Source organism: Telluria sp. BA11 (genome assembly GCF_056680305.1).
Genome location: NZ_CM155275.1, coordinates 734994 through 748342, shown reverse-complemented (window position 1 = coordinate 748342; position 13349 = coordinate 734994). Strand labels below are relative to the sequence as shown.

The window sequence follows — 13349 nt, the reverse complement described above, 5'->3', positions numbered from 1 at the left end:
TTGGCTTCGTGGGTGCAATGGAACAGCGGCTTGACGACACCTGGGGCGGGGTAGATTCCTGCGCCCCGCCGTGGGTGTCGTCAAGTATGACGATGTTGCGCTTACTTGTGCAGCGCGTTCAGCTGGCGCGCGATGATGTCGTGGTTCAGCCACAGCACCGGGGCAATTTTTTCGGACGCGCCATGGAACATCAGCGGGCCGGCGCCTTCCAGCACCAGGCTCGACAGGTGATCGGTGATCAGCGCTTTCTTGTCCTTGTGCAGCGCCGTGATCGCTTCCGAGGTGCCGATCATCACATCGGCCAGGGCCGGCGTGTTGTCCATCGGCCAGGCCTCGAAATTGCGGAACTCGGCGCTGGTGGCGTCGTTGTTGTAGCCCTCGATGGTGTCGAGCAATTGCTGCAATGACGTGCCTTCGCCCAGCAATTCTTCGCAGATACGCCACTGCTCATCGGCCCAGGCGCCGCCGCCTTCGCGCTTGAGCGCGACCAGCAACGGGAACAGCGACAGTTCCACGCCGACAAAGATGTCCGACGAATTCGTGCGGATTTCCGGGCAGTTGAACACGGTGGCAGTGATGCCGTTCTTCCACGCTGCTTCGGCCACCGACTCCAGGCGCATCTTGGCATAGCCCTGCGTGTAGTTGGTGTAGGTCTGCCAGTGGTACTCGCCGCCGATCAGGATCTCGGTGCCATGGTAGCCATAGGCCGTGTAGCGCACTTCGCCGCCGCTTTGGGTCACGCGGTCGCGGATCGTGGCCGACGCGTCGATCAGGTATTTGAGCGTGTTGGCCGAGACTTCGTCGAAGTTCATCAGGATCAATTTGCCCAGATCGCTCTCGAGCAGGGCGCGCGAGGACATGAAGCGCTCGCCGCGGCCTTTGTAGATGCGGTTGGCAATGGCCAGGAAGGCCTTGATCTTCGGGATGCCGCCGGCCATCGTATGGGCGAAGAACACGTTCGCGCCCTGCGGCACCAGCTTGTCGATTTCCTGCATGACCTGCGCAGCCGAGGTCGTGAAGCGGCGCACGCCGGCTTCGCGGCAACGCTCGATGTGCTCCCAGTCCAGCGTTTCTTCTTGCCAGGTTTTCAGCGTGATCCCGGACAGCATTTCGGTCGGGTTCTTTTCGCCCTCCGGTGCATCCATGTCGAAGCCGGCCATCAGCGGCACATTGATGATGCGGCCGCCCAGCTTTTCTTCGGCTTCGGCCAGCTCGGCGGCGTCCAGCGGGCGCAGTGCGCCGGTCTCGTCGCGACGGCCGACGGTGATGCCGACGATCGTCATGCCGGCGGCGCGCGCTTCGTCGATCAGGCCATTCACGTAGCCGCGGCCGAACAGTTCACCGAACAGGACGAACACGTCGCCTTTGCGGAACACGTTGGCGGTCGGAATATGGCGCAGGGGAGTCAAATCGGTCATGGTTCTTGGCTACCTATCAAAAGAGTTTGTAGGGCGTCTTGTCATAGTTTAAACATGGCATTGTACACCCGGTACTGGCCCCGGAATTCGCTTCCGGGACCGTCCGACGGCAGGCTGGCGGCCACATCATCGTGGCACGCCAGGCCAGGCGCCGGCGTGGAGCATTAGCGGATGCGCATGCCTGGCGTCGCGCCCGGCATCGGGTCGAGCAGGTACAGGCCGGGATTGGTTTTTTCGTCAGCGCTTGATGCGCACAGCACCATGCCTTCGGACACGCCGAACTTCATCTTGCGTGGGGCCAGGTTGGCCACCAGCACGGTCAGCTTGCCGATCAGGTCTTCCGGCTGGTATGCCGACTTGATGCCCGAGAACACATTGCGGTGACGGCCTTCGCCGACATCGAGCGTCAGGCGCAGCAATTTGGTCGACCCTTCGACGTGTTCGCAGTTGACGATTTTCGCGACGCGCAGGTCGATCTTGGCGAAGTCGTCGATCGTGATGGTCGGGGCCAGGGCTTCGATGTCGCCTTCGTCCGACGCGTCGGTCACTGGCGTAGACGCCGGGGCGATCGCCGCAGCGGCTGCCGGTGCGGCGATCGCCGGAGCAGGCGCCGCCGGGACCGGCTTGTCGAACAGGTTCTCGACCATCTTGGCATCGACGCGCTGCATCAGGTGCGTGTAGGTGCCGATGGTGCGGCCGAGCATCGATTCGTAGACGGCGGCGCCATGGGTATCGGCCCAGCTCAGTTCAGCGTCGCCCAGGAATTCGGCAACGCGCGCGGCCACTTGCGGCAGCACCGGCTGCAGCATGATCGTCAGTTGACGGAACAGGATCAGCGCGGTCGTGCAGACGTCATGCAGTTCGGCCGTTTTGGTCTCGTCCTTGGCCAGGATCCATGGCTTGTGTTCATCGACGTACTGGTTGATGACGTCGGCGATTTCCATGATTTCGCGCAGTGCGCGGCCATACTCGCGCGCCTCGAAGCTGGCGGCCACCGATGCCTGGCGCTCGGCGCCGTCGTGCATCAGCGCCTTGCAGATCCAGTCGCGGCCCAGCGGCGAGACGCTGTCGGCCAGCTTGCCGTCAAAGCGCTTGGCGATGAAGCCGGCGCAGCGGCTGGCGATATTCACGTACTTGCCGATCAGGTCGCTGTTGACGCGGGCCACGAAGTCGTCGCCGTTGAAGTCCAGGTCTTCCACTTTGGCGTTGAGCTTGAAGGCCAGGTAGTAGCGCAGCCACTCCGGGTTCATGCCCAGTTCCAGGTAGCGCAGCGGCGAAATGCCGGTGCCGCGCGACTTCGACATTTTTTCATTGTTCACCGTCAGGTGGCCGTGGACGGCGACCTTCAGGTTGTCGATGATCGGGTGGCCCGAGAAATTGAGCATCGCCGGCCAGAACAGCAGGTGGAACGAGACAATATCTTTACCGATGAAGTGCAGCTGTTCGGCGGCCGGGTCGTTCAGGAACGCCTCGACATCCAGGCCCTGCTTGTCGAAGTAGTTTTTCAGGCTGGCCAGGTAGCCGACCGGCGCGTCCAGCCACACGTAGAAGAACTTGCCGGGTGCATCCGGAATCGGGATGCCGAAGTAGGGCGCGTCGCGCGAGATGTCCCAGTCGGCCAGCTTTTCGCCAGACTCGCCCAGCCATTCCGACACCTTGTTGACCATTTCCGGCTGCAGGCGGCCTGGGGTATTGAGCCATTCCTTGAGGAACGCGAAGCAGCGCGGGTCGGACAGCTTGAAGAAGTACTGCTCCGACGGCTTGAGCACGGGCGTGGAGCCGGTGAAGACCGAGAACGGGTTGATCAGTTCGGTTGGCTGGTAGGCGGCGCCGCAGACTTCGCAGTTGTCGCCGTACTGGTCCTTGGCGTGGCAGACCGGGCACTCGCCCTTGATGTTGCGGTCGGCCAGGAACATGCCCTTGACCGGATCGTAGAAGCGGTCGACGGTCTTGGTGACGATCAGGCCGGCATCGCGCAGCTTGCGGTAAATGTCTTGCGAGAGTTCGACGTTCTCGGGCGAATCGGTGGAATACCAGTTATCGAAGGCGATGTGGAAGCCATCGAGGTATTGCGCGCGGCCGGCGGCGATCTTGGCCACGAATTCCTGTGGCGTGATGTTTTCTTTTTCGGCCGCGATCATGATCGGCGTGCCGTGCGTATCGTCGGCGCAGACGAAATGCACTTCGCGTTTCTGGCCGCCCTGCGCATTGCCTTCGCGCTGCATTCGCTGGAAGCGGACCCAGATGTCGGCCTGGATGTACTCCATCATGTGGCCGATATGGAAGGCAGCATTGGCGTAGGGCAGTGCGGTGGTGACGAACAGCTTGCGGGTCATGGTTGAAACGCTTCGGTTATATGAAAAGAAGCATTTTAACAGCGGATGGCCCTGTGCGCGCAGGGGGTATTCCCCGTGGTTTACGACCAACAGGCTGGCTGCCCTGCCGTTTTGCGCTACACTTCGCCCCAATATCAATCGGAGAACACCCGGAGAGCACCATGAGCATCACTGAAAGCGATATCAAGACGGCATTGGCGAGCGTGATCGACCCCAATACCACCAAGGATTTCATCACCACCAAGTCGATCAAGAACATCAATATCGACAATGGCCAGGTCACGTTCGAGCTGGAACTGGGCTACCCGGCCGCCAGCCAGGTCGAGATGCTGCGCCAGATGGCGGCCAGCGCCGTGCTGGCCCTGCCAGGCGTCGAAGGCGTGGCAATTCGCGCCTACAGCAAGATCGTGTCGCACACGGTCCAGCGCGGCATGAAGGTGATGCCGAACGTGAAGAACATCATCGCGGTTGCCTCGGGCAAGGGCGGCGTCGGCAAATCGACGACGGCCGTGAACCTGGCCCTGGCGCTGCACGCCGAAGGCGCCAGCGTCGGCATCCTGGATGCGGACATCTATGGTCCGTCGCAGCCGATGATGCTGGGCGTGAGCGGTCGCCCGCTGACCAATGACGGCAAGAGCATGGAGCCACTGGAAAACCACGGCATCCAGGTGTCGTCGGTGGGCTTCATGATTGATCCCGATGAGCCGATGGTGTGGCGCGGCCCGATGGCCAGTGGCGCGCTGCAACAGCTGCTCGAGCAGACCAACTGGCGCGATCTCGACTACCTGATCGTCGACATGCCGCCAGGCACCGGCGACATCCAGCTGACGCTGTCGCAGAAAGTGCCGGTCACGGGCGCCGTGATCGTCACCACGCCGCAGGACATCGCCTTGCTCGACGCGCGCAAGGGCCTCAAGATGTTCGAAAAAGTCGGGATCCCGATCCTGGGCGTGGTCGAGAACATGAGCACCCACACCTGCACCAACTGCGGCCACACCGAAGCGATCTTCGGTCACGGCGGTGGCGAGAAGATGTGCGCCGATTTCGGCATCGAATTCCTCGGCGCGCTGCCGTTGACGATGTCGATCCGCGAGCAGGCCGATGCCGGTCGTCCGACCGTCGTCGCCGATCCGGATGGCGCCGTTGCCGCGGTCTACAAGCAGATCGCCCGCAAGGTCGCGATCAAGATCGCCGACAAGGCCAAGGACATGAGCAGCAAGTTCCCGAGCATCGTCGTCAGGAACGACTGACCATAAGCCTGGCCGGGCCTGGTGCCCGGACCCGTTTCACAAAGCCCCTGCGCAACGCTGTTGTGCAGGGGCTTTGTTCATTTTGCAGGCCGATGTCGTGTGGGGAGGCGGCCGGTGGTGCTGGGCGTGTCCGGCAAGGCCGCTCGGCCAATCGCGCCGTGGTGCGCCGTTGTGCGCCGTTGTGCGCCGTCAGGCAGACTGGGCGAGGGGCCATGGGGGATGCATGCTGGCCGGCCGGGCGTCGGGGTAGAATACGCCTTTTACCTGATTGCTTTCCGCCATGACCGTCCGCACCCGTTTTGCTCCCAGCCCGACCGGCTATCTCCACGTTGGCGGCGCGCGCACCGCGCTGTATTCGTGGGCCTATGCCCGCCACTTCGGCGGCACTTTCATCCTGCGCATCGAAGACACCGACCTCGAACGTTCGACGCCGGAAGCCGTGCAGGCCATCCTCGACGGCATGAAGTGGCTGGGCCTGGAGCACGACGAAGGCCCGTTCTACCAGATGCAGCGCATGGACCGCTACCGCGAAGTGGTCGCTGGCATGCTCGACGCCGGCACCGCCTACCTGTGTTACTCGTCGCCTGACGAAGTGGAAGCGATGCGCGAGCGCATGCGCGCAGCCGGCGAGAAGCCGCGCTACGACGGCACCTGGCGCCCGGAAGATGGCAAGACCCTGCCAGCCGTGCCGGAAGGCGTCAAGCCGGTGGTGCGTTTCAAGAATCCGCTCGATGGCGACGTGACCTGGACGGACGTGGTCAAGGGCACGATCACGATCGGCAACAAGGAGCTCGACGATCTGGTTATCGCGCGGCCGGACGGCACGCCGACCTATAACTTCTGCGTCGCGGTCGACGACTGGGACATGAAGATCACGCACGTACTGCGCGGCGACGATCACGTCAACAACACGCCACGCCAGATCAACATCCTGCGCGCGCTCGGCGCCGAGCTGCCGCTGTATGGCCACCTGCCGATGATTCTAGGCACCGATGGCGCAAAGCTGTCCAAGCGCCATGGCGCCGTGAGTGTCATGGATTATCCGGAGCAGGGCTATCTGCCTGAAGCGATGCTCAACTACCTGGCGCGTTTGGGCTGGAGCCACGGCGACGACGAAGTGTTCTCGATGGCGCAGTTCACCGAGTGGTTCAACCTGGAACACCTGACCGCATCGGCGGCCCAGTTCAATCCGGAAAAGCTGAACTGGCTGAACAACCACTATATCAAGGCAGCCGACAACGAGCGCCTGGCCGCACTGGCGCTGCCAAAGCTCGAACGCGACGGTGCGCGCTTCGATGGCGCGCCGGCACTGCCAACCGTGCTGGGCCTGATGAAGGAACGCGCGAACACGATCAACGAGCTGGCCGATGCTGCCATGCTGTTCTACCGCGATCCGCAGCCGGATGCAGAGCAACTGGCGCTGCACCTGACCGAAGCCGTGCGCGGGGCACTGGCGCTGTTCGCGGAGCGTTGCGCCACGGTCGCGTGGGACAAGGCGTCGCTGGCAGCCATGATCAAGGAAGTATTGGCGGCCCACAGTCTCAAGATGCCGCAACTGGCCATGCCACTGCGCCTGCTGCTGACAGGCCAGTTGCAGACGCCGGCGATCGATGTGGTGCTGGAATTGTTCGGCCGCGACGTCGTGCTGGCGCGCGTGCAGAAGGGGCTGTAACAGCCCGCATGGGACACCCCGTTTCAACGTCTCAAAACGTTGTTTGCGAAATGCAAGGGTGTCCTATATAATGCTCGCACTTCAGCGCTGCGGGGGTATAGCTCAGCTGGGAGAGCGCTTGCATGGCATGCAAGAGGTCAGCGGTTCGATCCCGCTTACCTCCACCAACTCTGAAGTGTGGCAGTGGTTTTGCCTCGGTAATGATGTGACGCTGTGTAGCCAGCAGCAAAGTAGTTGTGAAGTAGTAATGCAGTAATCGGTTGTTCATGGTCCCCATCGTCTAGAGGCCTAGGACATCACCCTTTCACGGTGAGTACCGGGGTTCGAATCCCCGTGGGGACGCCAGCTTGCTGGTTAGAATAACAAGACACAGTATGCGAGCAGCATGCGCTACTGGTCGAAGCAGGTGCAGTGTAGTAAAATGTTGTTTTCCCGTGGGGGGTATAGCTCAGCTGGGAGAGCGCTTGCATGGCATGCAAGAGGTCAGCGGTTCGATCCCGCTTACCTCCACCACGTAAAAGAAAACGACATTGAGTAGTACCGCAGTAGTAGTAAAGCAAGCGCAGTAAAAGTTTCAGCAAGTCCAGGGTCCCCATCGTCTAGAGGCCTAGGACATCACCCTTTCACGGTGAGTACCGGGGTTCGAATCCCCGTGGGGACGCCAAGAATTTGGCAGATGTGCCGCGCCAGCGGCGGCGCGTCAAAGCCAGTAGCATCATGTAGTTGCAGTGCGCTCGTCAGAGCAAAACAGTTTTAGGTCCCCATCGTCTAGAGGCCTAGGACATCACCCTTTCACGGTGAGTACCGGGGTTCGAATCCCCGTGGGGACGCCAGTTTAAAACCGGGGTAGACCAACGCGCTTGCGCGGAGAGGTGCTCCGGTTTTTCTATTGTGACGCTACATTTGTGTGCGCAATGGTTTGGTTGTAAAGTAGGATCGCAGGATCGTCATTGTGATGGTTTGCGAAGGTTGCGACAGTTTCGTGATGTTCTGCGTTGCAGTCAGCAGCATCGGGCAACACGCAGTCGGTAATATGCAGCACCAGTTTTAGGTCCCCATCGTCTAGAGGCCTAGGACATCACCCTTTCACGGTGAGTACCGGGGTTCGAATCCCCGTGGGGACGCCAGACAGAAAGCCGGAGCCGGCCACGACAGTGGGGCTCCGGTTTTTTTTCGTCTGCGACACGGTCGCGCGGCGCTTCGTACTTCACCAACCTGACACCCGCAGCGTGCCGAACGGATATGGCAGCGTCGGGCCTTGATTCGGCATGCCCTGCTGTTGCATGCCCTGATGCTGCATGCTGACCCCCGCCGCGCTGAGCCATCCACCGTCATGGGTTGCCATGCCATGCATGCCAACCGGCGCACCAAACCCTGCTGCCGTGCTCTGCCAGGGCATCGTTTGCTGCGCCGTAGGCAAGCCCAGCGCCACCAGCGCATCGGGCAAGCCATAGCCAATGTGGTTGGGATCATTCAGCGTGACAGGGCGCGCGCTCATCCGTAGAACGTGGAATAGCCGTTCGACCCGTTCCGGCGAGCGGGCTTGCAGCATCGACCCGAATTCGGGTCTGTGTGCCAGCACGAGTGCAGCCAGGCCCGACACATGCGGCGCCGCCATCGACGTCCCGTCCCATGCGGCGAAATTATTTGGCGGCACCGACGACACGACGGCCACACCGGGCGCGCACACATCGACCTGCGGCCCGAAGCAGCTGAAGCGCGCCGTGAAGTAGCCATACACGTCGATGTCGGCGCCGATGGTTTCGGCATGGTAGCTGTCTGCCGGGAACTCGCCGATCTTGCCGATGGCCGCGACGGCCAGCACATGTGACGATGACGCCGGATATTGCACGGCAGCGGCCGAATTGCCGGCGGCGGCAATGCAGGCGACCCCGGCCTGCTTGGCGCGCACGATCTGGCGCTCGAGCGCTTCGGAGGGCGCTGAGCCACCCAGGCTCATGTTGACGATGTCGATGCCCTGCTCGATGCAGTATTCGAGCGCGTCGATCAGCTGGCTGACCTGGCCGCCGGGGAACAGTTTGCAAACGTGGATTTCGGCTTCGGGCGCGAAGCCGCGGATGCCCCAGGTCGGATCGGTGGCGGCAATCACGCCGGTGCAGTGCGAGCCGTGGCCAAGCGTGTCCACATTCCAGGTGCTGCGGTCGGTGCGCTTGTTGATGACGTCGAAGCCTTCGTGGATCTCGTTCAGGTTGCCATGCGTGGTAGCGGCGCCGGAATCGATGACGGCCACCTTGATGCCACGCCCGCGATAATGCTGGGGTACCTGATCGAGGCGCATGGCCCGTGCTCCCCAGCCCATGGCGTTTTGCTGCGGCAGGCCGCGCAGCGCCGGCCATTCGGCCAGGGGGCGCAGCATGACGACGTTTGCCTCTTGCAGGCTCAGGTCGGGATCGCGCTGGTAGAAGCTCCAGTAATCGGCGCGTGGTTTCACATACAGGCCGCTGATCGTGTGTGGATCGTCGCCATACAGGCGCAGGCGCGCCACGCCGTCGGTGCCGGTAACGGCGGTACTTGGCAGCACGCCGCCGAACAGCGAAACCTCGACCTCGGGCAGGGGCGCACCGTCAGTGCCCACGACCGCCAGCAAGAGTTCGCACTGCGGTCCCTGATAGGGCGTGAGCGCGCTCACCAGGTCGGGGCGGCGCAGCATGGGGTCAAGCAATGCGAGGTGCTGGTCGCGTTCGACGAGCAACTGGCCCTGGCCGCGCTGCAGCAGTTCGCCCGCTTTTTGATCGGTCATGCGCGCGACGACGATGCCCTCGGCGCCGTCACCCATCGAAGATGGCCCGAAACCGGCCGTGGTCAGCCCGGCGCGCGGCGTGATGGTGTCGACCACGTCGATATCGGGCATGGCGGTGAGCGCTTGCTGCACCGCCGACAGGCCCAGCGGCGTCATCCAGCTGCTGGTGCCGAATGCGCCGAGCACGGCACGCGGCGCCACCAGGTATTTTTTCTTGCGCTCGGTGACCGGGCGCCCGCGCGCAGGGGCGGGGCTGCTGCCGGTATCGGCGCGGGCGTCTCCTGCACCGTCATGCAACTCGGTGGGCGTCTGCTGCGAATCGGCAGCACCGCCTTTTGCTTGTTTGGCCATAGTGTGTCCTTTGCCCGGCGCCGTTCAGTCGGACAGCGAGAGGGGTTGGTCGGGTTCGATCGTTAACTGGTCAAGAGTCTGCTGCCGCAGCCGCTCGGCAGTGGGTGCGTCGGTTTCGACGACCGCCGTGTGTGGCGGGCCGGACGACGGACCGATCAGGTCGACGACCTGCACGCCGGGTTCGGCGCTCAGGGTCGCCAGGAACCGGACGAGTTCGTTGTCGTCGTTTGCAGCGCGCACGATGTAGCGGCCGGGAGAAGCAGGGGGCAGGGAAGCCGGCATGGCGGGGACTCCTCGGCGCCAGATCACTGCAGGCAATTGCCTGCAATAACCTGGCTGTATGTCATGGTGTGGTGTGGCTCATGGTTTAGTGCACGGTTTGCTGGCCGAACTGGCCAGACTGGCCGTACTGCGCTTGCTGACCGGTGAACTGGCCACCGAGTTGTCCACCGAGTTGGCCACCGAGCTGGTTGCCGAACTGCTGCCCGTACGGATCAACGGATGCGGGTATATAACGGCCAAGCTGCGCCGCCACGCCGCCGATCGCGGCGCCCAGGCCCTGGTTGCCCAGCTGCTCGCCGATGAAGCCGCCGACCGGCCGTGCATACTGGGTGATCGCATTGCTGAGCCAACCCTGCGGCGCCAGTTGACCGCCTTGCTGCACGATCTGCTGTTGCAGCATGACGGCCTGCTGCTGGACCTGCTGCAGCAGTTGTTGCAATTGCTGCTGCTGGGCCTGCAACTGCTGTAGCTGGACCATCGGGTGTTGCTGCTGGACCTGTTGCTGCGCTAGCGGGTCGGCGCCGAGCGGCAATAGCCGGGCATAGCCGGAATAGTCGCTGATCATATTGCCGAGGTGGCGGTTGCCGGTCAGGTTGCCGACCAGGGCGCCGGCAGGCTTGCCGATCGTGCTGATCAGATTGCCGAAGAAACCACCCTGCGGGGTCAACTGCCCTTGCAGCTGCTGCATCTGCTGTTGCTGTTGAAGTTGTTGCAGTTGCTGCAGCTGTTGCATCTGCTGGAGTTGCTGCAGCTGTTGCGGATCGATCTGCTGCTGCACACCCATGGCAGCGGCCGGATCGACCGAGAATGGCGACAGGTGACCGAGGAAGTTGCCGGCCATTTCGCCGATGCGCCCGCCCGCGCCACTATTGCCAAACCAGCCCCCGATGCCGCGGCCAACGGCGCCGCCTAGCGCGCCGCCGAACATGCTGCCCAGGCCTTGTGGTGCAAACTGTGGTTGACCAAATGGTTGTTGAAATTCGTTCATGGTGCTAAGCCTCCGGTTGATCGGTCGCGTTGAGACTGGCTTGAAACAGCAAGGGCCTGCCACAAACGACCGTGTTCATATGATTCGCGCCGCGGCGTGACCGGTGGCGCGAGGGAAGGGCAGGATGGCGGCCTTTCGAGGCTGCTTTTCCTGCAGGTAGGCGTTCGACCGGTGTCTGGCGGTGAAGTTTTGGTCTTATGGCGATGTGGGCAACGTTAAAATCGCGCTTTGCGGTAGCGCAGACGCGCGTCAGAAAGGCCCAACTTTCTTCGCGATGCGCACTGGGGCTTGAGAAAAATCACCACGTAAATCCGGGTTAGAATGACGACCTTCGTCTTCGCGCATCACGGCGCCGCCCGCATCCATGTCCCTGTCTTCCTCCGCGCCGTCGCTGGCGATCTTCTGCAAGGTCATCGATAACTATGGGGACATCGGCATCTGCTGGCGCCTGGCGCGCCAGCTGTGCCACGAGCATGCGCTGGCGGTCACGCTGTGGGTCGACGACCTGGTCAGTTTCCGGCGCATCTGCCCCGAGGTGGATCCGGTGGAAACGCGGCAAGCGATACAAGGCGTCACAGTGCGTCACTGGCAGGATCAGGGTGGCCAGTTCCACGCTCGTGACATCCCCGACGTCGTCATCGAGTTCTTCGGTTGTGAGCTGCCGCCCGACTACCAGCGGGCGATGGCCGCCCGCACGCCGCGCCCCGTATGGCTGAACTACGAGGGCTTGACGGCCGAGGACTGGGTCGAGGGCTGCCACCGCCTGCCGTCGATGCATCCGCGTCTGCCCCTGACCAAGCATTTCTATTTCCCGGGCTTTAATGCGCGTACCGGCGGGCTGCTGTACGAAGCGGGACTGGACGCGCGCCGTCGTGCATTTCAGCAGGATGGCGCTGCGGTGACCGATTTCCTGGCCCGCTTCGGCGTTACCGCGGCCGAGGCAGCAGGGCGCAAGGTGTCGCTGTTCTGCTACCTTGACGCGCCGGTAACCGCACTGCTCGACACCTGGCGGGGCGGCGCCACCCCCACGCTGTGCCTGGTGCCGGAAGGCGTCGCGTCCGGGCAGGTCGGCGCCTTCCTGGGCACCGCGCCAGTGGCCGGCGCGAGCGCGAGCCATGGCCAATTGACGGTACGCGTGCTGCCATTCCTGCCCCAGGCCGATTACGACCTGTTACTCTGGGCCTGCGACGTCAATTTCGTGCGTGGCGAAGATTCGTGGGTGCGGGCGCAATGGGCCGGTCGCCCGTTCGTCTGGCACATTTATCCGCAGGACGAGAGTCTGCACCACAAGAAGCTGCACGCGTTCTTGGCGCTGTACGCGCGAGGGGCGCCGGCACTGGCGGCGTACATGCTTGGCTGGAACGGTGCGCAGCCGATGGATGATCACCGGGCCGCATGGAATGCGCTCGACGCCGCGTTGCCCGACATCGCGGCGCAAGCCGATGCCTGGCACCAGACGGTGCTTGCGCAGGGCGATCTGGTCACGCAACTGCTCGATTTCGTGCGCGATCTGCAGTTTGCCCAGGAAAACAGCGTATAATGCCCGGTTAGTTTCTAACGGATTCCGACGATCAAACGCAGGTCCGGGGCCTTCGGCCCACCAGCCGGCGATGATTTAATGCAACTATCTTTTTACGTAAAATATCTATGAAACCCGCAAAAGAAATTCGTGTTGGCAACATCATCATGGTTGATGAAAAGCCGTTCATCGTGCTGCGTTCCGACGTCAACGGCTCGAGCCGCACGGGCTTCACCTACAAGTGGAAGATGAAGAATCTTCTGACCAATGCACCGCTGGAAAACGTGTTCCGTGGCGATGACAAGTTCGACGTCGTCGTGCTGGACAAGAAGCCAGTGACCTACTCGTACTTCGCCGATCCGCTGTATGTCTTCATGGACGCCGATTACGAACAGTTCGAAATCGAAGAAGAGAACCTGGGCGACGCACTGCACTACCTGAAAGACGGTATGGAATGCGAAGCCGTGTTCTATGACGGCAAGGCCATCTCGGTCGAACTGCCAACCACGATCGCACGCCAGATCGTGTACTCGGAGCCAGCAGTCAAGGGCAACACGTCGGGCAACGTCCTGAAAGAAGCCAAGATCGAAAACGCCATCGAAGGCAAGCAGCACACCGTGATGGTGCCGTTGTTCGTCAGCGGCGACGACATGATCGAAATCGACACCCGTACCAACGAGTACAAGAAAGTCGTGCGTAACTAAGCACGGGTTTCCCCATAAAAAAAACGCTGCCTCGGCAGCGTTTTTTTTTATGGGCGGGGCAAGCCAAT

At 62.4% G+C, this 13349-nt stretch carries 9 protein-coding genes and 6 tRNA genes; 10 read left to right on the top strand and 5 right to left on the bottom strand.

The window, feature by feature from the left end; genetic code table 11:
- Positions 1–101: 101 nt before the first annotated feature.
- Both AC1MGT_RS03195 and metG read right to left on the bottom strand, forming a co-directional pair.
- The gene (locus AC1MGT_RS03195) at positions 102–1418 is read right to left on the bottom strand and encodes an enoyl ACP reductase FabMG family protein (RefSeq protein WP_499502976.1); all 1317 of its coding nucleotides are present in this window, start codon (positions 1416–1418) and stop codon (positions 102–104) included.
- Between the two features lie 164 nt (positions 1419–1582).
- Positions 1583–3754, bottom strand: coding sequence for a methionine--tRNA ligase (gene metG / locus AC1MGT_RS03190; protein WP_499502975.1), 2172 nt, complete (start codon positions 3752–3754; stop codon positions 1583–1585).
- A 161-nt stretch (positions 3755–3915) separates the two neighbouring features.
- On the opposite strand from metG, the gene apbC reads away from it, so the two are divergent.
- The 8 genes from apbC to AC1MGT_RS03150 all read left to right on the top strand — a co-directional run bounded on the left by apbC (position 3916) and on the right by AC1MGT_RS03150 (position 7803).
- Complete coding sequence (gene apbC, locus AC1MGT_RS03185; RefSeq protein WP_183558121.1) at positions 3916–5004, top strand: iron-sulfur cluster carrier protein ApbC; 1089 nt, start codon at positions 3916–3918, stop codon at positions 5002–5004.
- A gap of 280 nt (positions 5005–5284) precedes the next feature.
- Positions 5285–6676, top strand: coding sequence for a glutamate--tRNA ligase (gene gltX / locus AC1MGT_RS03180; protein WP_183558125.1), 1392 nt, complete (start codon positions 5285–5287; stop codon positions 6674–6676).
- Positions 6677–6767: 91 nt separating this feature from the next.
- Positions 6768–6843, top strand: a tRNA-Ala gene (locus tag AC1MGT_RS03175).
- 102 nt (positions 6844–6945) lie between these two features.
- A tRNA-Glu gene (locus tag AC1MGT_RS03170) sits at positions 6946–7021 on the top strand.
- 92 nt (positions 7022–7113) lie between these two features.
- Positions 7114–7189: transfer RNA gene (locus AC1MGT_RS03165), tRNA-Ala, on the top strand.
- A 75-nt stretch (positions 7190–7264) separates the two neighbouring features.
- A tRNA-Glu gene (locus AC1MGT_RS03160) sits at positions 7265–7340 on the top strand.
- A 93-nt stretch (positions 7341–7433) separates the two neighbouring features.
- Positions 7434–7509, top strand: a tRNA-Glu gene (locus AC1MGT_RS03155).
- A 218-nt stretch (positions 7510–7727) separates the two neighbouring features.
- A tRNA-Glu gene (locus AC1MGT_RS03150) sits at positions 7728–7803 on the top strand.
- A gap of 80 nt (positions 7804–7883) precedes the next feature.
- On the opposite strand, the gene AC1MGT_RS03145 is transcribed toward AC1MGT_RS03150, so the two are convergent.
- From AC1MGT_RS03145 to AC1MGT_RS03135, 3 genes are all read right to left on the bottom strand, one after another.
- Entirely contained in the window at positions 7884–9788 is a 1905-nt protein-coding gene (locus tag AC1MGT_RS03145; protein WP_499502974.1) for a S8 family serine peptidase, read from the bottom strand.
- 24 nt (positions 9789–9812) lie between these two features.
- Positions 9813–10070, bottom strand: a complete 258-nt coding sequence (locus tag AC1MGT_RS03140) for a hypothetical protein (RefSeq protein WP_499502973.1) — start codon at positions 10068–10070, stop codon at positions 9813–9815.
- An 85-nt stretch (positions 10071–10155) separates the two neighbouring features.
- The gene (locus tag AC1MGT_RS03135; protein WP_499502972.1) at positions 10156–11058 is read right to left on the bottom strand and encodes a hypothetical protein; all 903 of its coding nucleotides are present in this window, start codon (positions 11056–11058) and stop codon (positions 10156–10158) included.
- A 364-nt stretch (positions 11059–11422) separates the two neighbouring features.
- On the opposite strand from AC1MGT_RS03135, the gene earP reads away from it, so the two are divergent.
- A complete protein-coding gene (gene earP / locus AC1MGT_RS03130; RefSeq protein WP_499502971.1) occupies positions 11423–12598 on the top strand; it encodes an elongation factor P maturation arginine rhamnosyltransferase EarP in 1176 nt (391 codons plus the stop codon).
- A 107-nt stretch (positions 12599–12705) separates the two neighbouring features.
- Positions 12706–13281, top strand: coding sequence for an elongation factor P (locus AC1MGT_RS03125; protein ID WP_183558142.1), 576 nt, complete (start codon positions 12706–12708; stop codon positions 13279–13281).
- Positions 13282–13349: the final 68 nt, after the last annotated feature.